At 34.6% G+C, this 24,228-nt stretch carries 16 protein-coding genes; 11 read left to right on the top strand and 5 right to left on the bottom strand.

Going from position 1 to position 24,228, the window contains the following annotated elements; all coding sequences use genetic code 11:
• Position 1: 1 nt before the first annotated feature.
• Together JJL45_RS14105 and priA are read left to right on the top strand one after the other, a co-directional pair.
• Positions 2 to 943 carry a YihY/virulence factor BrkB family protein gene (locus tag JJL45_RS14105; RefSeq protein ID WP_068601827.1) on the top strand — a complete coding sequence of 314 codons (942 nt, stop codon included), beginning with the start codon at positions 2 to 4 and terminating at the stop codon, positions 941 to 943.
• Positions 944 to 946: 3 nt separating this feature from the next.
• Entirely contained in the window at positions 947 to 3,400 is a 2,454-nt protein-coding gene (gene priA / locus JJL45_RS14100) for a primosomal protein N' (protein WP_068601829.1), read from the top strand.
• A gap of 31 nt (positions 3,401 to 3,431) precedes the next feature.
• Here the strand turns inward: priA and JJL45_RS14095 are convergent, their stop codons facing one another.
• Positions 3,432 to 4,127, bottom strand: a complete 696-nt coding sequence (locus JJL45_RS14095; protein ID WP_202664178.1) for a LytR/AlgR family response regulator transcription factor — start codon at positions 4,125 to 4,127, stop codon at positions 3,432 to 3,434.
• A 207-nt stretch (positions 4,128 to 4,334) separates the two neighbouring features.
• On the opposite strand from JJL45_RS14095, the gene rpsF reads away from it, so the two are divergent.
• The 5 genes from rpsF to hisS all read left to right on the top strand — a co-directional run bounded on the left by rpsF (position 4,335) and on the right by hisS (position 7,591).
• The gene (gene rpsF, locus JJL45_RS14090) at positions 4,335 to 4,673 is read left to right on the top strand and encodes a 30S ribosomal protein S6 (RefSeq protein WP_067145718.1); all 339 of its coding nucleotides are present in this window, start codon (positions 4,335 to 4,337) and stop codon (positions 4,671 to 4,673) included.
• A gap of 2 nt (positions 4,674 to 4,675) precedes the next feature.
• Entirely contained in the window at positions 4,676 to 4,972 is a 297-nt protein-coding gene (gene rpsR / locus JJL45_RS14085; RefSeq protein WP_019388303.1) for a 30S ribosomal protein S18, read from the top strand.
• A 13-nt stretch (positions 4,973 to 4,985) separates the two neighbouring features.
• Positions 4,986 to 5,429, top strand: coding sequence for a 50S ribosomal protein L9 (gene rplI, locus JJL45_RS14080; RefSeq protein ID WP_068601831.1), 444 nt, complete (start codon positions 4,986 to 4,988; stop codon positions 5,427 to 5,429).
• Positions 5,430 to 5,611: 182 nt separating this feature from the next.
• Positions 5,612 to 6,079 (top strand): DUF6495 family protein, encoded by a 468-nt coding sequence (locus JJL45_RS14075; RefSeq protein ID WP_068601833.1) that lies wholly within the window; start codon positions 5,612 to 5,614, stop codon positions 6,077 to 6,079.
• A 138-nt stretch (positions 6,080 to 6,217) separates the two neighbouring features.
• The gene (gene hisS / locus JJL45_RS14070) at positions 6,218 to 7,591 is read left to right on the top strand and encodes a histidine--tRNA ligase (RefSeq protein ID WP_068601835.1); all 1,374 of its coding nucleotides are present in this window, start codon (positions 6,218 to 6,220) and stop codon (positions 7,589 to 7,591) included.
• Positions 7,592 to 7,781: 190 nt separating this feature from the next.
• Here hisS and JJL45_RS14065 read toward each other — a convergent pair whose 3' ends face one another.
• Positions 7,782 to 12,059 (bottom strand): LamG-like jellyroll fold domain-containing protein, encoded by a 4,278-nt coding sequence (locus JJL45_RS14065; protein WP_068601837.1) that lies wholly within the window; start codon positions 12,057 to 12,059, stop codon positions 7,782 to 7,784.
• A gap of 352 nt (positions 12,060 to 12,411) precedes the next feature.
• On the opposite strand from JJL45_RS14065, the gene JJL45_RS14060 reads away from it, so the two are divergent.
• Complete coding sequence (locus tag JJL45_RS14060; RefSeq protein ID WP_068601839.1) at positions 12,412 to 13,023, top strand: hypothetical protein; 612 nt, start codon at positions 12,412 to 12,414, stop codon at positions 13,021 to 13,023.
• 231 nt (positions 13,024 to 13,254) lie between these two features.
• On the top strand, positions 13,255 to 16,251 hold the full coding sequence (gene secDF, locus JJL45_RS14055; protein ID WP_068601840.1) for a protein translocase subunit SecDF: 2,997 nt from the start codon (positions 13,255 to 13,257) through the stop codon (positions 16,249 to 16,251).
• A 95-nt stretch (positions 16,252 to 16,346) separates the two neighbouring features.
• On the opposite strand, the gene JJL45_RS14050 is transcribed toward secDF, so the two are convergent.
• Positions 16,347 to 17,030 carry a LytR/AlgR family response regulator transcription factor gene (locus JJL45_RS14050; protein WP_068601842.1) on the bottom strand — a complete coding sequence of 228 codons (684 nt, stop codon included), beginning with the start codon at positions 17,028 to 17,030 and terminating at the stop codon, positions 16,347 to 16,349.
• Positions 17,031 to 17,032: 2 nt separating this feature from the next.
• Positions 17,033 to 18,058 (bottom strand): sensor histidine kinase, encoded by a 1,026-nt coding sequence (locus tag JJL45_RS14045; protein WP_068601844.1) that lies wholly within the window; start codon positions 18,056 to 18,058, stop codon positions 17,033 to 17,035.
• A gap of 262 nt (positions 18,059 to 18,320) precedes the next feature.
• Between JJL45_RS14045 and JJL45_RS14040 the strand changes: the two genes are divergently transcribed.
• Together JJL45_RS14040 and JJL45_RS14035 are read left to right on the top strand one after the other, a co-directional pair.
• Positions 18,321 to 20,699, top strand: coding sequence for an outer membrane beta-barrel family protein (locus tag JJL45_RS14040; RefSeq protein WP_068601846.1), 2,379 nt, complete (start codon positions 18,321 to 18,323; stop codon positions 20,697 to 20,699).
• A 109-nt stretch (positions 20,700 to 20,808) separates the two neighbouring features.
• The gene (locus tag JJL45_RS14035; protein WP_068601848.1) at positions 20,809 to 21,780 is read left to right on the top strand and encodes a type I phosphomannose isomerase catalytic subunit; all 972 of its coding nucleotides are present in this window, start codon (positions 20,809 to 20,811) and stop codon (positions 21,778 to 21,780) included.
• 68 nt (positions 21,781 to 21,848) lie between these two features.
• Here JJL45_RS14035 and JJL45_RS14030 read toward each other — a convergent pair whose 3' ends face one another.
• A complete protein-coding gene (locus tag JJL45_RS14030) occupies positions 21,849 to 24,089 on the bottom strand; it encodes a T9SS type A sorting domain-containing protein (protein ID WP_068601850.1) in 2,241 nt (746 codons plus the stop codon).
• Between the last annotated feature and the right edge of the window lie 139 nt (positions 24,090 to 24,228).

The following is a 24,228-nucleotide window of genomic DNA, read 5'->3' as shown; positions in this document are numbered from 1 at the left end:
AATGACTAAACCTATAGAAGATAAACTTGATAAAATCCCTGTAGTTAATCTTTTGGTTCGGTTTTTAAAACGTGTTAAACTTCCTGGTTTAGAAGGTTTATCCTTATACGATTTAATAGAGCTTTATATTACGGGCATTATAAAAGGGGCGGTTACAACCAGAGCTAGTGCTATTGCTTTCAGTTTTTTTACGGCCATTTTTCCCTTTTTACTATTCGTTTTAATTATTATCCCATACATTCCAGTTGCGAATTTTAAACATGAGTTTTTAGTGTTTCTAGAATCGTTTTTACCAGCGACGACCTCCGATTTTTTCTTCCAGAATATTTTCGAAAATATTGAACAATCGCAGCGTGGCGGGTTGTTATCTTCTGTGTTTTTGCTTTCTGTGCTTTTAATGGCAAATGGAGTAAATTCAATATTTACGGGATTTGAAACCTCCTATCATGAGCAGTTAACGCGAAACGCATTTAAACAATATTTATACGCTTTAGGAATCGCTTTGATTTTAGCATTTTTGCTCATATTTACCATTGCGATTCTAGGGTATTTTCAAATTTATGTGGTTCAAGAATTATTAGTGTTTTTTAGAGGTGAAGGTTATAAAGCAGAAGGTAAAGCTGTTTTTTGGACTAAAATGGTACAGTCTATATTCTTTATAATTATGGTGTATTTGTCGGTAGCGACGTTGTATTATTTTGGGACTAAAGAAGGAAAAGATTCACGGTTTTTTTCGGTGGGCGCTTTGTTTACCACCTTGCTCATTATTCTAACTTCGTTTTTATTTGGAGTGTATATTGAAAATTTTAGTCAGTATAACAAACTATACGGTTCAATTGGAGCCCTATTAATACTGTTACTGTATTTATGGTTAAATTCTAATATTTTGTTGTTGGGATATGAGTTAAATGCCTCATTAAATAAACTTAGAAAAGCCTCGTAGTTTATGGTAGATTTTATTGATGTTATTATTCCAATTCCTTTAAAAAAGCTGTTTACCTATACAGTCACTCCTGCTGAAGCCGAATTTTTAAAACCAGGCATGCGGGTTGCTGTACCATTTGGGAAATCTAAAATTTACACTGGACTGGTTTTTAGTGTGCATAAAAATGAGCCAGCGGCTTATGAAGCTAAAGATATTCAGCAGATATTAGATGATAAGCCCATCGTTAACGCGCAGCAATTAAAATTTTGGCAGTGGATAGCAAGTTACTACATGTGTACCTTGGGCGATGTGATGCGTGCAGCACTTCCTAATGCTTTTATTTTAGAAAGTGAAACGGTGGTTACAAAAGGTAAAGTCGCTATTATTGATGATTCAGTACTAAAGGATGACGAGTTTTTAGTTTATGAAGCTTTGCAGCACCAGTCTTCGTTGAAAATTCAGGATATATCAAATATTTTAGGAAAGAAAAATGTACTTCATGTTATTAAAGGTCTTATTGAAAAAGAGGCTGTTTTAGTTGAAGAGGAAGTTTATGAAAAGTACAAACCAAAATTAGTTCGCTACGTAAAATTACAAACAAGTTATACAAGTGAAAAGGCTTTTCATGAATTGATGGAGGAATTAAGTCGGGCGCCCAAACAACGTGACGTTGTTTTAACGTTATTTTCTATTTCGGCCAAAACTAAAAAACCTGTTAAGGTTACCGATTTGGTAACCGAGAGCGGTGCTTCGTCGTCCATCGTTAGGGCTTTAATTGATAAAGGTGTTTTAGAAGAGTACCACATTCAAACCGATCGGGTGGAATATTCTGGAGCGGATACCGAAGCATCGAAACATTTAAACGAACATCAGGAAACGGCGTTAGCAGAAATAAATTCTTGTTTTGAATCGCATGCGGTGACTTTGTTGCATGGGGTAACATCATCGGGGAAAACGGAAGTTTATGTTAAACTTATTGAAGCGGTGCTTCAGCAAGGTAGACAAGTCTTGTATTTGCTTCCTGAAATCGCATTAACCACACAACTCATTACAAGGCTTCAGAATTATTTTGGGGAGCAAGTGGCAGTGTTTCATTCTAAGTATTCGGCTCATGAGCGTGTAGAAGTGTGGAATCAAGTATTAACCAATTCCGCGAAAGCGCAAATTGTATTAGGCGCAAGATCTTCCATCTTTTTACCTTTTAACCATTTAGGATTGATTGTGGTTGATGAAGAACACGAGCAGTCTTTCAAGCAATTTGATCCGGCACCGCGATACCATGCCCGAGATGCGGCAGTGGTATTAGCGCACTTGCATCAAGCAAAAACCTTACTGGGATCGGCAACACCAAGTTTAGAGAGTTACTATAACGCTAGGCAAAATAAATATGGTTTTGTTGAATTGTTATACCGTTATAATAATGTTTTAATGCCAGATATTGAGCTGGTCGATATTAAAGATAAGCAGAAAAAGAAACGAATGAAAGGGCATTTTAGCGATCGATTGATTGAAGAAATGACCGAAACTTTGGCTGAAGGTCATCAAATTATCTTATTTCAAAACCGTCGCGGATTTTCGCCAATCGTAGAATGTAAAACTTGTGGCCATGCGCCCGAGTGTCCAAATTGTGATGTGAGTTTAACCTATCATCAATACCGAAACCAATTGCGTTGTCATTATTGCGGATATCATGCGGCCATGATGCAGGATTGTTTGGCTTGTGGTGGACAGGATTTAGATAGTAAAGGATTTGGAACCGAGCAAATCGAGGAGGAGGTTAAAATATTGTTTCCCGATTATAAGGTAGCCCGAATGGATTTGGATACGACCAGGGGCAAATACGGCTATGAAAAAATTATTACAGCGCTAGAGCAGCAAGAAATTGATATTTTGGTGGGTACACAAATGCTTACTAAAGGTTTAGATTTTAGGAATGTAAAATTGGTTGGGATTATGAACGCCGATAACATGCTTAATTTTCCAGATTTTAGAGCGCATGAGCGTAGTTTCCAATTGATGTTACAGGTAGCAGGTAGGGCAGGGCGTACGGCAGAGCGTGGTAAAGTTTTGATTCAGACTTATAATCCGCACCATAATATATTACAGCAGGTGTCTACAAATAATTATATCGATATGTTTAAAGAGCAAATGAACGATCGCTATAATTTTAAATATCCTCCTATTTATAAGCAAATAAAGATTACACTAAAGCATAAAGATTTTAATCGGGTTGAAACAGCATCGATTTGGTTCGCTAAGTCACTCCGTCAAGTTTTTGGAGATCATATATTAGGACCAGAAGCGCCTCCGGTGGCTAGAATTAGAAATCAGTTTCACAAAAACATTTTGGTTAAAATTCCTAAAAAACACTCCCTGGCAAAAACAAAAGAAGCTATTATTAAAATTAATAATAGCTTCGAAAGTGTAAAAGATTTTAGATCTGTTAGAGTAATTTTAAATGTCGATAATTTCTAGTTTTAAAATTTATAAATTATAGATGGAAACTTTAAATGTTATTTAAAGCATCAACTAATTGTGTTTTTTTGTTTCTACTTAACGGAATTTCGTAAGCGCCAACTTCAACGTTCTTACTATTAAATCGGTCAATTTTATCTAAATTAACAATGTAAGATTTGTGAATTCTTAAGAATTTACCTTCTGGTAATTCAGCTTCAAAAGATTTCATGATTGAAAGTACCACTAAGCTATTTTCTTCGGTAACTAGTTTTACGTAATCCCCAAGGGCTTCAATCCATTTAATGTCTTTAATGTAAACTTTACGTTTTTTAAGATTACTTTTTACAAAAATGTGTTCACCTTCTTCTTCGCTAAAATCTTGAGTCAATCTGTGTTGCTCTAAGGCTTTGTCTACAGAGATGTTAAAACGTTCTCTGGTGATAGGTTTGTGTAAATAATCGGTGGCGTCGTAATTGAATGCTTTAAAAGCGTATTCAGTTTTACCAGTTACAAAAATAATTTGAGGTTTGTTGTTCAATACATCTAGTAGTTCAAACCCGTTAAGAACAGGCATTTCAATGTCTAAAAAAATTAAATCTACTTGATGCGTGTTTAAACCATTTTTTGTTTCTAGAGCACTGCTGTACTCTGCAATTAAGTTGAGAGAGGGGTGGTTCTCGACTAGTTTAACAATAGAGAGGCGTTGAATTGCCGAATCGTCTACCACTACACAGTTTAAAGTCATAACAATTTATGTTTCGGTTAAGGTCTCGACAATAATACAAAAAATTCGATTAAAAAACAAAAAACATCGGTAAAGGGTTTTTGTGTGTGTATTTCGTCTATTTTTTAGCTGATAACTTGGTTTGTAAATTTAGTTTTAAATTTATTGTGAGTTTTGTAATAATTGATTACTTTTGCAGCCAATTTTTAACAATAAAATACGATTTTTATGAATCATTATGAAACTGTTTTCATCTTAAATCCCGTTTTATCTGAAGATCAGATAAAGGAAACAGTAAAGAAATACGAAGATTTTCTTGTTTCTAACGGTGCTAAGATGATAGCTAAAGAAGATTGGGGACTAAAAAAATTAGCTTACCCAATTCAAAACAAGAAAAGTGGTTTTTATCACTTATTCCAATACCAAGTATCAGGAGAGGTTATTGATACTTTAGAGGTAGAGTTTAGACGTGACGAGCGTTTTATGCGTTATTTAACAGTGTCTTTAGATAAGCATGCTGTAGCTTGGGCAGAGAGAAGAAGAGAAAAACTTAAACAAAAAGCTTAATTATGTCATCAATAGAACAACAATCAAAAGGAAAAAAAGACGGCGAAATTAGATATTTAACGCCTCTTAATATTGAAACTAATAAGCAAAAGAAATATTGTCGTTTCAAAAAATCTGGTATTAAATATATCGATTATAAAGATCCAGATTTCTTATTAAAGTTCGTAAACGAGCAAGGTAAAATTTTACCAAGACGTTTAACAGGAACTTCATTAAAGTATCAAAGAAAAGTGTCTGTTGCTGTAAAAAGAGCACGTCACTTAGCTTTAATGCCTTATGTAGCTGATTTATTAAAATAAAATACCGATAACGATGGAACTTATATTAAAACAAGACGTTGAAAATTTAGGATTTAAAGACGATGTTGTAACAGTTAAGAACGGTTATGGTAGAAACTTTTTAATTCCTCAGGGACAAGCTATTTTAGCTACAGTTTCAGCAAAGAAAGTATTAGCTGAGAACTTAAAGCAAAGGGCTTATAAAGAAAAGAAAATAGTTGAAGATGCTAACAAAGTTGCTGAAGCACTTAAAGCATTAGAAATTAAAATACCAGCTAAAGTTGGAGCAGGAGACAAATTATTTGGTTCTGTAAACAACATCGATTTAGCTGAAGCTTTAGAGAAAGAAGGTCAATCAATTGATAAAAAATTCATCACCGTTACTACTGTAAAACGTTTAGGTAAATACAATGCCGTGATTCGTTTACACAGAGCTGTATCTGTAGATTTAGAATTTGAAGTTGTTGCTCAAGCTTAATTATCTAAAAGCTTAACAATTTAAGGAAACCACTCTTTTTGAGTGGTTTTTTTATGCGCTATAGTTTCCCAGTTTTGCGAGATATTTCATAAATTTGCGCGCTTGTAAAGGACAGTATTTATTGTTCAAAAGCAAGCTAAATGATACAAATAACTCTCAATTTGAGAGCTTAATAGGCGAAAATGAAATATTCAAGACTTACAAAAGAACAGTTCGAAGAATTACACCAAGAATTTATAAACTTTTTAGCAACCCAATCCATTACAGCTGATGAGTGGACCAATTTAAAAGCCAATAAACCAGAACTTGCTGAAACCGAATTAGATGTTTTTAGCGATTTAATCTGGGAAGGTGTTTTGAATAAAGCAGAATATTTAGAGCATATTTCGGCGCAACATATGTATTTATTCCATTTAGGAGAAGAGCAAATGCAAGCCATTGTGGTTAATATAAAAAATGATGTTGACATCACCACAGAAGAGGGGTATGATTGGCTTCGTGAAAACCTAATGGATGAAAATGTGGAATTTTTACAAGCCGATAAGGCGTACTCAGACGACAAAAACTTAGATAAATTTAAAATGATTGAGCAAGGCGCTGTGATTACTAAAGGTGATTTGTTTAAGTATTTTGATAAACTAATTAACTAAGCATTCCTGCGAAGGCAGAAATCTGGTTGTAGTTAAAACTAATTTTTCTTCCTTAATAGAAATTTCATTTTTTATTAAACTAGAAGGAAGATTTTATTATTAAATAATTAAAAGGAACCTGCTTTAGCAGGCATTGATATGGCACAAAAACCAAGCATCCCAAAAGGCACAAGAGATTTTAATCCTGAACAAGTTGCCAAACGAAACTATATTTTTAATACCATTAGAAATGCCTTTCAAAATTTCGGATTTCAACCTATTGAAACCCCAAGTTTTGAAAATTCAAGCACTTTGATGGGGAAGTATGGTGATGAAGGTGATCGTTTGATTTTTAAGATTTTAAATTCAGGTGATTTTTTATCCAAGGCCAATGCCGAAGCTTATGCAGAAAAGGATTCTACAAAAATAACGTCGTCTATTTCAGAAAAAGCATTGCGTTATGATCTTACCGTGCCTTTTGCGCGTTACGTGGTACAGCATCAAAACGAGATTGAATTTCCGTTTAAACGTTATCAAATTCAGCCGGTATGGCGAGCCGATAGACCTCAAAAGGGACGTTTCAGAGAGTTTTATCAATGTGATGCCGATGTGGTTGGTTCGCAGTCTTTGTGGCAGGAAGTAGAGTTTATTCAGCTTTACGACACCGTGTTTTCAGCATTAAAACTAGAAGGTGTTACTATTAAAATTAATAATAGAAAAATTCTTTCTGGTATTGCCGAAGTGATTGGTGCTAGCGATAAATTGATTGATTTTACCGTAGCTTTGGATAAGCTTGATAAAATTGGTGAAGAGAAAGTTAAAGAAGAGATGTTGTCTAAGGGTATTTCTGAGGAAGGTATTTCTAAACTTCAGCCTTTATTTGGTTTGTCGGGGACTTTTGAATCGCAAATTGAAAGTTTAAAAGGTATTCTTTCTACTTCCGAAGAAGGCTTAAAAGGGATTGAAGAACTGGCGTTTATTGATACAGCTATTTCCGAATTAGGACTAAGTACAGCAACACTTCAGTTGGATGTGACTTTAGCCCGTGGTTTAAATTATTACACAGGTGCTATTTTTGAAGTGTCTGCGCCTAAAACTGTACAAATGGGCTCTATAGGTGGCGGTGGTCGTTACGATGATTTAACGGGTATTTTTGGACTAAAAGATGTGAGTGGTGTTGGTATTAGTTTTGGTTTAGATCGTATCTACTTGGTATTAGAGGAACTGAATTTATTCCCTGAAACTGTTAGCAAAAATGTTGAGGTTTTATTTATAAATTTCGGAGACAAAGAAGCTTTATTTAGTTTGAAAGCTATTAAAGCATTAAGAGCTGCTGGCATTAATGCCGAATTGTATCCTGATGCCGCTAAAATGAAGAAGCAAATGAACCATGCGAACAAACGCGAAATTCCGTTTGTGGTTTTAGTAGGTGAACAGGAAATCGCTTCAAATAATTATACGCTTAAAAATATGAAAACTGGGGATCAAGATACCCTAAGTTTGGAGGCTTTAGTTGAGAGCGTGAAGGGGTAAAAAGGCTATAGGACTTATGCTTTGAGTTTTAAACCTTTGATTTGAACATGCGCTTCGGCGAGCTCAGCGTGACAAACATATACACAAAACCCTCGATGAAGTTAAAATTCATCGAGGGTTTTATCATTTATACCAATGTTGGGACTTAGTCAAACTTAGTCTGACTGAATACAGCCTACATCCTTCCTTCTTATTCTACTAAAATCTTTTTAGATATGATGCCCTGTGTTGTTTCTAATTTTATCACATAAGCACCAGAACTTAACTGTTTTGTTTTAAATTCATTATAAGTTTCTTTGTTGTTAATTTCGAAATGTTGTAAGAGTTGACCTAAAATATTGAAAAGACCTATTCTTTTTACGGTTTTCAATTTCGGGTTATGTAATACGACGCTGTTTTTTTGGTTGTTAAAGTAGATGTGTAAATCCTTATCGAAAGTGCTTTCATCGATATGTAGCGCTGCATCTTTAGAGAAAGTCATTACAAACCTATCGTGGTATTCTCCAGGACTTAGGTGAATTTCGAAATCAGAAGCTCTTAAATCATGATAGGTGTTTAATAGATTATCAAATAAATAGACTTCGGTTTGCGCGTCAACATACTCTAAAGCGTCAATCTTTAATCTCACTAATCCTTCTGTCGATACTTTTAAGCCTAGGGGTAATTTAAGATCTGGGTCCTCAAAATCTTTAATCGCTTGAATAACTAATTTGACATCATCAAGCAGCCAATACATGTCTTCTCTATGATTTTCAATGAGTGGGGCTTCAAAACCAATATCGAAATTTGTTGAAGCATTAGGATCTGTTCCTAATAATAATTGTCTGTTGTAGCCTTCAGGTGAATGAAAAGCTAGTCTAATTTTTGGGCGTGTATCGATGTTGGAAGCGTTAGCTGACTTTTTTGAAGTTGATTTCAGAAATTCTGATTCGCTACTGGCTTCCGTTTTAAATTCACGTTGACTGTTTTTAAAAATGATAGTTCCTCCGTCTATAGTTGTTGTAACAGCTGAACTATTGAGTACTGTTGAAACAAAAAAGGCCTGTCCTACTGGAATGTATCGTTTCGCTGTTTTACCTGAGGCTCCAGAAGCATTAATTCGAGAGTCGTTAGACACAGCTGGTGATGATCCTGCTTTAGTAATAATGGAATAACCGCCCTCGTATTCTCTGGTATAATGGGTGTTGGTGGATATATGATCCCAGAAGTATAAGGCACCATTTATGATGTTATCTGAATTATTTCCACCACCTTCGGCAATATGATCATCTATAAAAGCATGAGCATCCAGCGCAGAAGGGTATGGGTTTCCTATCAGATACTCATTTCCAGGATCTAAAGTAAGGCCAGGAATATTTCCACTAAATGGAATGCCTTCAAAAATATAATCCTGTGCTGCACCAGTCCCTTTCATAGTAAACCCTTCACCCGCATTTAGAGCGCCTGATTTTCCAACATGAACCCAATAGTTAATATTGTTGGCAGGTTTGTTTGGATAACTGTATAACCAATACTCTGAAATCGTGCCTGCACTCCCGTTGATACCTGTGGTGAAATTTACGTTAGAGATAACACCTTCAACCGAGTAACTAGCATTTGTTGCTGCATTTGAACTAACACTTCCAACGGGCGACGACCAGTAATTATACTCATACATACTAGAAGCTCCCTGTTGAGCGCGTTTAAGCACTCCGTTGCTAGAGTTGGTGACATTGCTGTGTTCGGTTTCAATAAGTTGTGATTCACCTTGTAGGTCTAGAGTTCCGTATAAATCTACTGCAAAACTTGTATACAACCCTTTTGAAGCTGAAATGGTTAAAGTTGCACCGGATTCTATAAAAACTCCTGCGGTGCCTTGCACATCATAACTGCCATCAAGTGTGATATCATGCGAAATTTTAACGATAGAAGCATCATCTTTATTTCCAGATTTGGTATGAATATCCCAAACATCGCCATGTAACCAAGTATTAGAATCAGACCAATTTCCATTTTGTGTTGTTACATAGGGAAGTGGAGCGGTTTGGTTGTAAATATTTTTAATATTGTACATTTTGGCTCCTGATGGATTGGTGCTAAAAACCAAGTTTTCAAGCGTATCATCTTCATAAGTGTCCATTTTGTAATATTTTATGATGCTAGATGCATAATCGGTGAAATTAGGAAACAGGTTAGTTAGTACGGTTCCTTTAGAAAAAGTATTTTCATCTAATTCTTGATAGATACTACTCTTAACATGAATAGGAGCTAAAGCTTCGTTAAATACTCTAACTTCGTCTATTTCGCCTTTGTAAAAGAATGTAGGTTCGGTGGCTGGTGAAACAATTGTAGAGCTGCCTATCATGAAATTTCCACCATTGTCTACACCTCCAAAACTTGTTGTCGACGCTTCTTCAACACCGTTAATGTAAAGTTTTGTTTCTCCTACTTTGGTGGTACAAGTAATATGTGTCCAAACCCCTTCTTGTAAGGCTGTAGTTGACTGTAAATTGTTTGCACCAATAAATGCTCTGATGGTGTGGTCGGTGTCAATTCTCAAATAGAAATTATCCTTCCCTGCAATGATTTGAAATCCATTTTTGGTATTAGCCCCACCATATTTAACAAATGCCATAATCGTACCGCCGCTACCTGCTGAGAAATCAACTGTAGAATCCTCTATGAAGTCATTGCGACCATCAAAATATAGGCTATGGCTTCCATTTATGTCTCTAGGAGAACCAAATAAGCTACTGTCGCCATCCAAGGAATCCATGACACCATCTTCATCGGCATCAGTATTATCTGTAAGCTTGCCATTACCATCCAATAGGCTTGCGTAAATTAATCTAGGGTCGTTTGTAGCTAGTGGGTTTACCTCCAAATAATCGGGGATGTTGGAATCACCAAAAGTATTAATAGGGTTTTCTTGCCCATCATTTCCGTAAGAATCAGTAAGACTAGTGTTCCCTTCATGAAAATCAAAAACATCTAAAATACCATCACCGTAACCAGGAGCATTTCCTCTAAAGGTTTCAGAGTCGATGCCATCACCAATACCATTACCATTGCTATCACCATCACCATTGTAAAAACTTGTATCGTTTGTGTTTGTGGCTCCGGATTCATCCACATCAAAAAGTCCGTCGTTATCGCTATCTAAATCGAGATAGTTTGGAACGCCATCACCATCGGCATCTCGCCACGGATGATTTAAAAAATCAGCATAAGTAAGGGATTCTAGGCTGTCTAATAGACCATTGTTATTAGTGTCTGTCCAACCTGTAGCACCAGTTAAATGTCCTTTTCCGTTACTTATTGTAGCAGTATCAAAAGTTGGGTCTGTAGCGATACTAGCTTCCACCACATCTGGAATACCGTCGTTATCGGAGTCTAAGTCGTAAACATCGGCAATAGTATCGCCATCTAAATCACAAAGGGATTGTTTAATTACGATATCATCTATAGCGAGGTCGTTTCCAGAACCTCCTGCTGCATTATTAACAAATTCAACAATGATAGTCGACTCATCGGTAGTGAAATTGAGATCGGGATCAGTATTGGAAGGAAATTCTTGCCATTCAGATTCATCACATGTGGAATCATCTTGGCTGGAATCTGTAAAATGTGAACATCTGTAAATTTTGCCTGTATTGTATGTAGCAATTAACGATGTGCCATCAGATTTATAAAAATTTACCGTGATATCAGGTTGACTTCTCATGACATCGTTTCCATCTTTGTCTTTATCAAAAGTTTTATTATCAATATTGATAGCTGCAAAACTATAGGTAGTGGTAACGCCTGGAATTAAACCTGTTATTGTGGTCTTATAAAATACATTATTAGCAATAGTAGCACCATTAAACAAGGCCATACGACCTCTACCATTGCTATCGTTGTCTCCTGACGTATGGTCTTTAATTGGCTCCCAGGCGCGATAGGCCCAATGAGCGACGTGACCTGCTGGGGTTACAGTTACATTGTCTCCAGGGTTGGCAGGAGGGTCACTTGAATCAACAATTTGACTCGTAAGGGTATATTGTCCATCTGCAACACTTCTGTCGTTATTGCTTGATGCAGTTTCTCCATCCTGATAGGTGTATCCCGTAGAAGCTGTGTAAGGGGAATCGGCACCACCGATCTCTCCACGAGCGGTAGTTGGATCCGAAAAGCTATAAACCCCAAAAGTTTCATTTAAAAAGATAAACTCGGTAATGGTAGAACTGGCTATTGCTGCGCAGGCTTGTTCTTCAATGGCGTCTGAGATGCCATCATTATCATCATCTTCATCAATGTTATCTTTAATGCCATCACCATCACTATCGGCTATGGCACTATCACTAGCAGCGGTAGCACTTATCGATTTCGTACTTGTTAATGTGTTGTATTGAATTTGGTTTGATTTGTTTTGAGCACTTAGACTAAGAGAAGTTGTTAAAATAGCAATTAGACATAACAGTGTACAAAAAATGGTAGTTTTTTGCATTGTAAAGTAGGTTAAATGGGGTTAGTAGTTGTTTTATGTAATCGAGTACAATATACTTATGTATCTGGTATTCACAAAATAATGTTTATTATTTTTAATCTAATTTCTGTGTTGAAGTAAATTATTGCTATCAATAGGTTTGAATTTGAAATGAGTACCATTATTATAATTTAAAGAAAACCTTGCACAAGGGAGCCTAACTCGTCATAATTAAGTTTAAGTTAAGGTGTTTTATTTAAGAGAGGTGCGTGATGTTTTAGTAAAATATTAGTTTAAATTGTTGATATTTAGTTTTTTATGTGGTTTTGAGTATGGATTAGCAATACCAGAGTAATTTTTTTATATTTGGCGCATGATAGCAAGATGGTGCCTTAGCGCTTTTATATTTTCATTAACCCTTTTTGGTGTCCTTTCTCAGCAGCAAGTAAGTTTGCCTAATCAGGAGGTTGTTTTACAATTTTCTGAGGAAACTTTATCGGCTAGAGAATTACAACTGGTTTTAAGTGACATAAAACATCAGCTATTAGAGTCAGGGGTAAGTAACCTTCAGGTGAAAGCTAATGACAATGGCGAATTTCGAATCAGTTACTACAGTACCGTCGATGTCGCTATTATTAAAAAGGTGTTTAATGATGAGGCTCATCTTGAATTAGCTCATGCCGAGCACCAACAACCTTTACCGCTTCCTTCTGAAGATCATTCTAAAAAATATAATGTCGATGTCTATGAAATCCAGTCGGGAAATACCACAGATTGGGATTTTAAAGGGACGCTTGTTTTACAAGTAGATTCTAAAAGCGACCGATTTATTTCTTCCAATACACTGTTTTCTGTTGATTTTATTGATACCTCGAAAGCAGAAATTACTTTTCAAACGGCCTTTAAAGTGTGTCAAAACATTTTTCTTGATTTCCAAGATGGCCTTCATGTTATTCCCGAAGTTCGAGCCGGTCCCATTTGCTAAGGCTAAGATAGCATGTGCCTGCTATATTTTAAAAGTTTTTTATGTTGATGAGTGCCATTATTTTAATGGAAAAACACTTGATCAATATGAAAAATGAGCCTATTATCTTTCAATAAATCTTTCTAAAACCGCGCACTTAGAAAGTAAACAACCATAAAAAATAAATCATTAGTTAGTTTTGGGCTTAAATTCTATATTTGCCCGATTAAAAATTGACGTAAAAATTATAAAATGCAAAACAAAGGATTAGTAAAATTGTTTGCGCTTTTGTTTGGTTTGGTAAGTATTTATCAGTTATCATTCACATTCAAAGCAAATCAAATTGAAAAAGAAGCTGTGGAATTGGCTACAAACAAAATTCCATCTTCAGAAGAAAATTATCACGCAAAGCGTAGTAGAGAAGAATCTAACTACTTGCAATCTATTGCCAATGATACCGTGTATAACATGGGTATTGCAAAATTCACTTATAATGAGGTGAAACAAAAGGCCATGAACTTAGGTCTTGATTTAAAAGGAGGGATTAATGTGATTCTTCAAGTATCTGTAAAAGATATCTTAAAAGGTTTAGCTAATAATACGGCCGATCCTACTTTTAATAAAGCTTTAGAAGATGCTACAGAGCTTCAAAAAAATGGTCAAAACACTTATTTAGAAGATTTCTTCACCGCATTTGATGCCATTAAAGGCGATACAAAATTAGCGTCTCCAGATATTTTTTACACCAAAGCATTAGATGGTGAGATTGACGGAAGCATGTCTGATGACGAAGTAAAAGTTGTTATCGAAAGAAAAATTGACGAGTCTATCGTTTCTGCATTCGAAGTATTACGTAAGCGTATTGATGAGTTTGGTGTAACATCACCTAACATCCAACGTTTAGGAACTTCTGGTCGTATTTTAGTTGAATTACCAGGTGTTAAAGATGTAGAGCGTGCTACAAGTTTATTACAAAGTACAGCGCAATTAGAGTTTTGGGATGCTTACAAAGGTGAGCAGTTCTTTCCTTTCTTAGCACAAGCTAATGAGACTTTAAAAGATGTTGTTGATACTAAAAAAGGTACTGAAGAAGCTGCAACAGAAACTGATGATAAATCTTCTCAAATTGATGATTTATTAGGTGATGCTGTTACCGATTCTACGGCAGTTACTGCTGTTAATCCAATTTTTGATCTTATTAGAGGTCAAGGGTACCCAGGCGGACCGATCATTGCTAAATTTGAAGCAAAAGATAAAGCCACTGTTCTTGATTATTTAAACAGAAAAGAAGTTAGAGACTTATTACCATCAGAGCAACGTTACGTAAAATTTGCTTTTGGTAAGCCGGAAAAAAATAGCGAACTAATTGATTTATACGCTTTAGTTGGTAACAGAGAAAATATTCCACCATTAAGTGGTGATGTAGTAACCGATGCTAGAAACCAATTTAGCGCGGTAGGAAAATCGGAAGTTTCAATGCAAATGAATGCTAAAGGTGCTAAGATCTGGGAAGAAATGACTGGAAATGCTTATGCTCAAGGTAGTCAGATTGCTATTGTTTTAGATAATATTGTTTACTCTGCTCCAGGTGTTACTACAGGTCCTATTGCTGGTGGTAGTTCTTCAATTTCTGGAGATTTTTCATTAAACGAAGCGATCGATTTAGCTAATGTTTTACGTGCTGGTAAATTACCTGCTTCTGCAGATATCATTTCTAGTGAAGTTGTTGGTCCTTCTTTAGGTAAAGAAGCGATTCAAAGTGGAACCATGTCATTCATGATTGCTTTAGCTTTAGTATTATTATGGATGGTATTTTATTATGGGAAATCTGGTTTATTTGCTGATATCGCCATGTTATTAAACATCTTATTAATCTTTGGTGTACTTTCTGGTTTAGGCGCTGTATTAACCTTACCTGGTATTGCGGGTATCGTATTAACTATTGGTATGTCGGTGGATGCGAACGTACTTATCTTTGAGCGTATTCGAGAAGAATTAGGAAAAGGTAAAGGACAAGTTGAAGCGATTAAAGACGGATTCGGAAATGCTTTATCTTCTATTTTAGATGCGAACATTACAACGGGTTTAACGGCTTTAATCTTATTCGTATTTGGTACAGGACCAATTAAAGGTTTTGCAACTACCTTATTAATTGGTATCGCAACGTCTTTATTTACAGCAATATTTATTACTAGATTATTAATCGATTGGTATACAAATAGAGGTGGTAAATTAGAATTCGCTACGGGAATTACTAAAAACTTATTTAGAAATATCAATATCGAGTTTTTAAAGAAACGTAAAATTGCATACATCATTTCAGGATCTTTAATTGTTGTTTCTTTAGTTTCATTATTTACCAACGGATTAGATCAAGGTGTTGATTTTGTTGGAGGTAGAACGTATCAAGTACGTTTTGCTCATGCAGTTTCTTCAGCTGAAATTACAGATGTTTTATCAGACCCTGCCGTATTTGGTAGTGCCGATGCTAAAACTTTTGGTTCTTCAAATCAGTTAAAAATTACTACGAAACACATGGTAAACGAGTCTGGTACAGAAGCTGATGAACATATTAGAGAAAAGCTTTACCAAGCTTTAGTGCCTTATTTAGAAGGGATTTCATATGAGCAGTTTATCGACTTAAATGATGTGAATAAACAAGTAGGTTTATTAGAAACTTACAAAGTATCACCAACCATTGCCGACGATATTAAGCAAGCGTCTTTATGGGCGGTATTAGGGTCGTTAATCGTGGTGTTCTTATACATCTTATTCCGTTTTAAGAAATGGCAATATTCTCTTGGTGCAGTGGCTGCCGTTTTCCACGATGTGCTTATAGTATTAGGGGTATTCTCATTAACCTATAAATTCATGCCATTTAACATGGAAATTAACCAAGCGTTCATTGCAGCGGTCTTAACCGTAATTGGTTACTCTTTAAATGATACCGTGGTTGTATTCGATAGAATTCGTGAGTACTTTAATGAGCATACGTCATGGAACTTCAGTAAAATTGTTGATGTGTCATTAAGCAGCACATTAAGTAGAACTTTAAATACATCATTAACTACTTTAGTGGTGTTATTAGCCATCTTTATTTTCGGTGGAGATTCTATTAGAGGATTTATGTTTGCCTTAATTGTAGGGGTGGTTGTAGGTACCTACTCATCTTTATTTATCGCAACACCTGTTATGTATGAAACAGTTGATAAATCTAACAAGAAGAAAGCCCTTAACGGCGGTGAGTAATTCACAGCTTTTTGATTAAATACAAAATGCCCGTTAACGTTGTTAGCGGGCATTTTTTATGTTTAAATTTTTAATACGTATTCTGATTTAAAAAACTAAAGCTTTAAGATGTTTTTGGTAAAATTATCTTTGTAAACTCTTCCAATTGGGATTTTAAAATCACCTTGAAGGTAAACCGTAGAGCTTACTAATTTTTTTATTTTCTGAATGTTTAAAATATAAGATTTGTGAATGCGATAGAATTGATCCTGAGGCAAAACTTCTATCCAATGGCGTAGCGGCTCGTGGGAAACATATTTTTTATTTTCGGTCATGATTTCAGTATAATCGGAATCTGATGCAATAAATAGGATATCATCAATCACAACTTTTATATGCTCATAACCTGATTTGATAAAAATTTCAGAAGGAACTTGAGCGCTTAGTTCTGTAGGCTTAGGAGTCACTTTGGATACAGCCTGCAAAAACCTTTGAAACGAAAAGGGCTTTAATAAATAATCGACCACATTCAACTCATAACTTTCCAGAGCATAATCAGAGAATGCTGTAGTTAAAATGACCTGAGGTAAAGGTTTTGAACTTTTAAGAAACTCAATACCCGAAATTTTTGGCAAATGAATGTCTAAAAACATCAAGTCTACCGTATTATCCTTTAAGAAATCCATGGCCTTTATGGCATCAGAGAAAACACCTTCTAAATTAAGGAAATCCACATCATCAATGTATTTTTTTAAAATACGTTGCGCTGGTGGTTGGTCTTCAATGATAATACAAGTCATAGTTAAACAATTTTATGAAGCTTTAAAGTTAAATGAATCTGATAAAAGTTATCATGTTCATTAATTTTTAATTGGTGGGCATCAGGGTAGAGGAGCTCCAACCTTTTTTTAACGTTTTTCAAGCCAATTCCATGTGTTAAATTATCGGGTTTGTTTATTGGTACAAAATTGTTGCTACAATGAAAATTTAAAACGTCCTCTGTCATGGAAATGTCGATGTTAATTTTAATGTCTTCGGATTGCGCTGACTGACTATGTTTAAAGGCGTTTTCAATAAAAACGACCAATATCAATGGGGCAATTTCATACTGCGTATTGATGTTTTCAACCGAAAAATTGATGACTCCACGTTCTTCTATTTGAAGTTCATTTAATTGAGTGAAATTTTTTAAGTGTTCTATTTCTTTACTGATAGACACATATCGTGCCTTACACTCGTAAAGCATATATCGCAATACCGAACTCAGTTCTAAAATAATTACAGGAGTTTTAGGAGAGGCTTCAATCGCGTACGAATACAAGTTGTTTAAATTATTAAAAAGAAAATGCGGGTTAATTTGTGATTTTAAAAACTGAAGCTCACTTTCTTGAATGTGTGAGGTCAATTTCTCAACCTGGCGTTGTTTTACAATGGCGTCCCAAGTGAATTTAAAACCAGATAGAATGGCGATAACAGGTAGAATATCAGCAAGCATAAAAAAGACACCAGGAAAAGTATCAGACCGCTTGGTATTGGGGAAAAATACTTTTTCGAGGAAAAATTCTTCAGTAAGAATCACAGCAATAATGAGTAAAATTAAATTCGCGGTAAATATTAAATACTTCTTCTTATAGAAAAAGGTTGGTATTAAAATGTAACTAATAATGGCAGCAGCAATGGCATAGTTTAAAAAGAAAACAATATGGTAAAATTCAAAGGTTCTGTTTGTTCTATCGTAGGTGTAGAAAATAAAAACCAGGAAATGAAGGATAAGTTGGAAGACAACTTCTCGCCAAGCTATTTTTTTAAACGTTTTTGCTTTACTCATGAATCGAAATTACAATTAAAACAAGAATAATAAAAAGCAACTTCTGTGAACAACCAAATAAATCATGCAAACGTAAATTTGGGTTTGTGTATTTGTAGTGCAACCAATGAAAGAATTAAGCGTCAAATTGATGTCATTTGCTTTTACATCATCAAGCTATCTAAGGAGTGATTTGCCGTTTACTGGAATGAATTTGTCGTTCGCAGGATACAATCTGTTATTCTGAAAATAAATGAACATTTTTGCATAAACGCAATTGAAAATGAATCACAGAAAAGGCTATTTTATTTTATCACTGTTATGTTTAACCTTGTTTATGGGTTTAAAAAGTTCGGCTCAAAACATTCAAATTAAAGGTCAGGTTGTTGAAGAAAATAGCAAGCAACCTTTAGCTTTCGCTACAGTGGCTATTGTAGATCAGGCTACTAAAAAGGCGATTACCGGCTCTATTACCGATGATGAAGGGCATTTTGATTTAGATACGTCTGCAAGTAGTTTTTACGTTGAAGTGAGCTATATGGGCTTCATCTCAAAAACTATAAAAACCTTTGATATTCAAAATAATACCGCCGATCTTGGTGTGATTCTATTAGCTGAAGATGCCGAACAATTAAACGAAGTAGTCGTACAGGCCGAAGTGTCAAGAAACGAATTTAAGTTAGATAAGCGTGTTTTTAATATCGGAAAAGATATTAGTAATACAGGTGTTAGTGCTTTAGAGGTTCTAAGTAATGTGCCTTCGGTAAGTGTGAACATTGAAGGAGCGATAAGTTTGAGAGGTAGTCAAGGTGTTCAGGTTTTAATTAATGGAAAGCCTTCTATTTTAACCGAAGATTCAGGGTCTTTGGGTAGTATCACTGCCGATATGATCGAAAAAATTGAAGTGATTACCAACCCTTCAGCAAAATATGAAGCTGAGGGAACTTCTGGAATTATCAATATTGTTATCAAAAAAGAAGAACGTAAAGGGGTGAATGGCTCCGTGAGTTTAAACGCTGGTGTGCCAGATAATAATAGTGTAGGTGTGAGTTTAAATAAACGTTCTGAGAAATTCAACTTGTTTACGCAAATGGGCTTAGGAAGACGTTCTAGACCACAGGACAACATTTATATCAATGAAGATTTAGATGATAATACCACCTTGTATAATACGGGAGAAGAGTATAGGAACGAAAAATTTTATACCATCACTTTAGGTACCGACTATTATATTAACGACCTCAATGTAATTACCCTTTCGGGGAATTATGCCTTCGAAGATGAAGATCAGCCGTCTAACAACAATTTTCAACAGTTTGATATTAATGAAGTCTTAGAATCGGAATGGACGCGTCAAGAAACTACCGAAGCTTCCAATCCAAAATGGCAATATGAACTACAGTATAAAAGAGACTTTAAAGATCATGAAGACCATGATTTATTAATTAGTGCAACGGGGCGCTCGTTTAGTAAAGACCAAAACTCCACCTTCAACGATGAAACTATTTTTGGTGCCGATAGAGATGCTTCTCAGAAAACTAGAACCGATTTTGGTGAAAACACCTATACTTTTAAAATAGATTATACCAAACCGTTTTCTGAAAAATGGAGTATAGAAACTGGAGCTCAATATGTGATGAATGATGTGAGTAATGACTATGAGGTTCAGGATTTAATAAATGGTAATTATGAAACGAATGTAGGGCTTACTAATACCTTTGAATTTGATCAAAATGTACTGGGGGTTTATGCCACTGGAGCATATAAGAATGGCAAATGGGGTGTTAAACCTGGTTTAAGATACGAGTACACTCAGGTAGATACCTATTTAGTAGATACCGATGAGGACAATAGTCAGGATTACTCCAACCTGTTTCCTAGTATTCATACCTCTTACAAGGTTTCAGATGCTATTTCTTTGCAAGCCGGATACTCTAACCGTATTTACCGCCCACGACTCTGGGATTTGAATCCGTTTTTCAACATCAGAAATAATTTTAATATCCGTCAAGGAAATCCTGACCTACAGCCGGAGTTTACAGATTCTTATGAAATCACCAGTATTTTTGAGGTAGGAAATACATCACTAAACTTTGGTTTGTTTCACAGGTACACCACAGAGGTGATTGAGCGTGTACAAACCTCGGTAGATAATGTGATTATAACACGTCCTGAAAACATTGGAACCAATAGTACGGTTGGTATTGAGTTTAATACCAAATATACGCCAGTACATTGGTTGAGCTTTAATGTCGATTTCAACTACAACCGTTTTGTTCGTGAAGGGAGTTATGAATCTACGGTATTCGATTTTAAGGGAGACCAATGGAATTATAAAATCTTAGCCAAATTGAAATTACCTGCTGATATTGATTTTGAAGCGACTTCTAATTATAATTCAGCCTACCGGACCTTACAAAGTGACGTAAGTGCTATTGCTTTTTTAGATTTAGGTTTACGTAAAAAGATTTTAAAAGGTAAAGGCGTTTTAAGCATGAGTGTACGTGATTTATTTGAATCGCGATACAATGAAGCGGTGACAATTCAAGATGATTTTGAAGCCTATAGCCACAGGCAACAGGGTCGCTTTGTAACCTTCGGATTTAGCTACGGCTTCGGAAAAGGGGATGCCATGGAGTATTCTGGAGGCAGAAGACGCTAGTTTTTAGTAAAACTGAAGATATTCCTGCTAAAACACATAAAAATGTTTTTTTAAAATATGTAGATTTGTGTAAAACAACTACTAACTATTATTTAAAATTTTCATTTTTATGACTTTATACCCTTTACAATTTTCACCTTTATTTAAATACAGAATTTGGGGTGGCGAGAAACTTAAAACGCAGCTAAATAAAAACTACTCGGAAGAAAATATAGGGGAATCTTGGGAGATTTCTGACGTTGAAGGTGATGAAACCAAAGTCGTTAACGGAGATTTACAAGGGAAAACCTTAAAAGACTTAATTTATGAATTTAAAGGCGACTTTGTTGGAGAGAAAGTCTACAAGGAATTTGGAAATGATTTCCCACTGCTAATCAAGTTTATTGACGCCAAAACACCACTTTCGATTCAAGTGCATCCTAGTAACGAAATTGCCAAAGAACGTCATAATTCCTTCGGAAAGAATGAAATGTGGTACGTGATGCAAGCCGATGAGGATGCCGAGCTTATTGTAGGTTTCGACGAAGAAGTTTCTCAAGCCGATTATAAAAAACACCTAGAAAATAATACGGTTTTAGAGGTGATGCACCATGAAACCGTGCAGAGTGGTGATACGTTTTACATTCCTACAGGGCGTGTTCACGCTATTGGTGCTGGTGTTCTATTAGCTGAAATTCAGCAGACTTCAGACATTACCTATCGTATTTACGATTATGATCGTGTAGACTCTAAAACAGGGAAGAAACGTGATTTACACAACGATTTGGCCATAGATGTTTTAGATTATAAAGTGCATGCTAACTACAAAACAACGTATAGTATTGCAACAAATGAAGCACATACATTAGTCAATTCACCTTATTTTAAAACCAATATCATTGAAGTTGATGGCGTATTAAAACGCGATCACATGGCTTTAGATTCCTTCGTGATTTACATGTGCGTTGAAGGTGATTTAGAATTACAGTTCGAGGGTGTAAACTACACCGTAAAAACTGGTGAAACCATATTATTACCAGCTTCGATTCCTACAGTTGAACTTAATTCTTCGGGAGCTAAGTGTATTGAGGTTTTTATGTGATTTTGAAAAAAAAAAATCAGACTTTACTCTTTTTGAGTCTATCCAGAATTTAGTGATTCCACTCTGATTTAATATTTACTAATTTTCTTCGTATAAAATCCGTCAGACAACGTAAACCTAGCAATATATGTACCTGCCCTTAAATTTTTTAAATCAATAGTTTTTACATTATTTGATTTAAAAATAAATCTACCGCTCAGGTCATATATTTCTATTTGTTTGGGAATAATATTGCCGTAGCTTATATTAACATAATCCTCAGTAGGATTAGGGAAAATATTCATGTCTAATTTTATATTCTCAGCTTGGCTTAATGCTTCACAATTAAATCTAACTTCATCCTGATTAGTACAACCACTTTTGTTTCCACCTATACCTATATTGTTGGTATTATTTTCTAAAAATTCACAAACAATATTAATGTTACATAGGCTTAAGTTTGAATTGTTATATATTCGAATAATGTTTTTAACATCTTCGATCTTATTTAAGGAATTGATATTGAAAAGATTAGCATTGTGATTTATATCTAAATCGTACCCAATTTTAGTAAGAGCATCAAACCCCTTTAACTCTTCTATTCTTCTATTAAAAATAAACGCAAAACTACCACCTGTCGATGACAATTTTTTAAAACTATCGAAATTTTCAATGTTGTTATCGTAAATATAAAAACTCTTTATTATTTTTTCTAAATTACTGAAACCACTAAAATGTATGATGTCAGTAGCTGTAATGTATAAAGAGTTTATACTTAGAAGGTTATTGAAACCATTTAGATGAGACAGGCTTGAATAAGAAATATGCAATTGTCCACCAATGGACTCCAGTTCATTAAAATCATTTAACTCAATTATTCCACTATTTTCAGAAAAAATTAAATTGCCTTCTATGCGCTTTAATCTATTAAAGCCACTACAGTCGATAATTGAGTTCTTAATAACTCTAACATTAGAGTTTATTGTTTCTAACATACTAAAACCGCTTATTTCTCTAAGCAAAGCATTTTCTGTCAGTGTTAACTCATCACCTATCTCTATTAATTTGTTGAAGCCGTTTATTATAGTTAATAAATTATTGTTTCCTACGTGAAGTCTAGCAGACACTCCTTCTAAAGCATTAAAACCACTTATAGTTTCCAAATTTTGATTCTCTGCAATGCTAACATATTTAACATTTCCGCTTAAAGAATTAAACCCATTTATAGACATTAAAGCGCTATTTCTTATTTGCAAGGAACCATTTATTGATTTTATATTTGGGAATTCACTCAAGATTTCTAATTTAGGATTACTGCTAAAATTTAAATCCCCCTTAATGTTATTTAAATTTCCAAAACCCATAATTGAAGTTAATTCATCATTTCCTGACACCAAAAAATAATAACCTCCTATAGTTTCAAGAGCATTAAAACCATTTATGTTTACTAAACCATCATTTTGATTAATAGAAAGAGAATTGGTTATAGTTTTTAGGTTATTAAACCCCGATATAGTAACAATTTCATTTTCTGAAAATTCTAAACTTTCTATATTTGTTAACTTAGGAAACCAGTTGGTTACATGGGTGGTATTGTACAAGAATCTTAAATCTCCCGTAATTGTTTGTAAACTATTAAAGGCCGAAAGCGTTGTCAAGTTTTGATTTCTTATAAAAATCAAGTCACCTTCAATAATATTCAATTTTTCAAACCCTTGAAATGATTCTAACCCTTCATTTCTAGCTATAATAAAATTTTCAGAAATAGATTCTAATTGATTAAATCCGGCAACATCTATAAGTTCATTATTATCTTCTATTGAAATTCCATTAGTAATAGATAATAATTTTTCAAGACCGGTGAAACTTAAACTTGTATTTTGATTAAACTTTAAATTACCTCCAATAGATTTTAATTCTGAAAGCCCCGAAATTATTTGAGCATCATTATTAGAGATTACCAAATCTTTACCAATAACTTCCAACATATTCAAATCATTTAAAAATGTACAATCGTTATTATTATTTATATAAAAATCACTACTTATGGATTTTAAATTTTTCAATCCTAGCGCATTTATAGGTTGATTAAAATTACTCAATGTAAAATCACCATCAATCGAGGTAATGTTTGATAATCCATCTAAATTTTGAATTGTATTATATAGATCATTTATAGTTAAGTTCACTGTTAAATCCTTGCAATTTGGGTAATTAACCTTAAAGGAGTCTATATCAGTTTGATTGTAAAGGAATATATCACTTGTCACACATTGAGAAAGCCCAATATAAGTGAATAAAACAAGTGTAAAAGTTAAGGTGTTTTTCATTGTTTGTTTAGGAAAAAGAATTTTAATAAGTAAGCAAGGTAAATAAAAATAAGCTTACGATAAATAGCAAGTATGAGATTACATGAATTTTTTTAAATGGATTATTTCGTATTTTAAAAGCAACATATCTACCCGATAG

Source organism: Tamlana sp. s12, assembly GCF_016767215.1.
In the GTDB taxonomy this organism is placed as follows: domain Bacteria; phylum Bacteroidota; class Bacteroidia; order Flavobacteriales; family Flavobacteriaceae; genus Pseudotamlana; species Pseudotamlana agarivorans.
This window is presented reverse-complemented; position numbering and strand designations above follow the sequence as displayed.

Bases quoted from the DNA above. Each gene is read 5' to 3' on its own strand.
- hisS (WP_068601835.1), top strand. From the start codon at position 6,218: ATGGCACAAAAACCAAGCATCCCAAAAGGCACAAGAGATTTTAATCCT.
- secDF (WP_068601840.1), top strand. From the start codon at position 13,255: ATGCAAAACAAAGGATTAGTAAAATTGTTTGCGCTTTTGTTTGGTTTG.
- JJL45_RS14040 (WP_068601846.1), top strand. From the start codon at position 18,321: ATGAATCACAGAAAAGGCTATTTTATTTTATCACTGTTATGTTTAACC.
- rpsR (WP_019388303.1), top strand. From the start codon at position 4,676: ATGTCATCAATAGAACAACAATCAAAAGGAAAAAAAGACGGCGAAATT.
- JJL45_RS14065 (WP_068601837.1), bottom strand. From the start codon at position 12,059: ATGCAAAAAACTACCATTTTTTGTACACTGTTATGTCTAATTGCTATT.
- JJL45_RS14105 (WP_068601827.1), top strand. From the start codon at position 2: ATGACTAAACCTATAGAAGATAAACTTGATAAAATCCCTGTAGTTAAT.
- JJL45_RS14050 (WP_068601842.1), bottom strand. From the start codon at position 17,030: ATGACTTGTATTATCATTGAAGACCAACCACCAGCGCAACGTATTTTA.
- JJL45_RS14030 (WP_068601850.1), bottom strand. From the start codon at position 24,089: ATGAAAAACACCTTAACTTTTACACTTGTTTTATTCACTTATATTGGG.
- rpsF (WP_067145718.1), top strand. From the start codon at position 4,335: ATGAATCATTATGAAACTGTTTTCATCTTAAATCCCGTTTTATCTGAA.
- JJL45_RS14035 (WP_068601848.1), top strand. From the start codon at position 20,809: ATGACTTTATACCCTTTACAATTTTCACCTTTATTTAAATACAGAATT.
- priA (WP_068601829.1), top strand. From the start codon at position 947: ATGGTAGATTTTATTGATGTTATTATTCCAATTCCTTTAAAAAAGCTG.
- JJL45_RS14045 (WP_068601844.1), bottom strand. From the start codon at position 18,058: ATGAGTAAAGCAAAAACGTTTAAAAAAATAGCTTGGCGAGAAGTTGTC.
- JJL45_RS14095 (WP_202664178.1), bottom strand. From the start codon at position 4,127: ATGACTTTAAACTGTGTAGTGGTAGACGATTCGGCAATTCAACGCCTC.
- JJL45_RS14060 (WP_068601839.1), top strand. From the start codon at position 12,412: ATGATAGCAAGATGGTGCCTTAGCGCTTTTATATTTTCATTAACCCTT.
- rplI (WP_068601831.1), top strand. From the start codon at position 4,986: ATGGAACTTATATTAAAACAAGACGTTGAAAATTTAGGATTTAAAGAC.
- JJL45_RS14075 (WP_068601833.1), top strand. From the start codon at position 5,612: ATGAAATATTCAAGACTTACAAAAGAACAGTTCGAAGAATTACACCAA.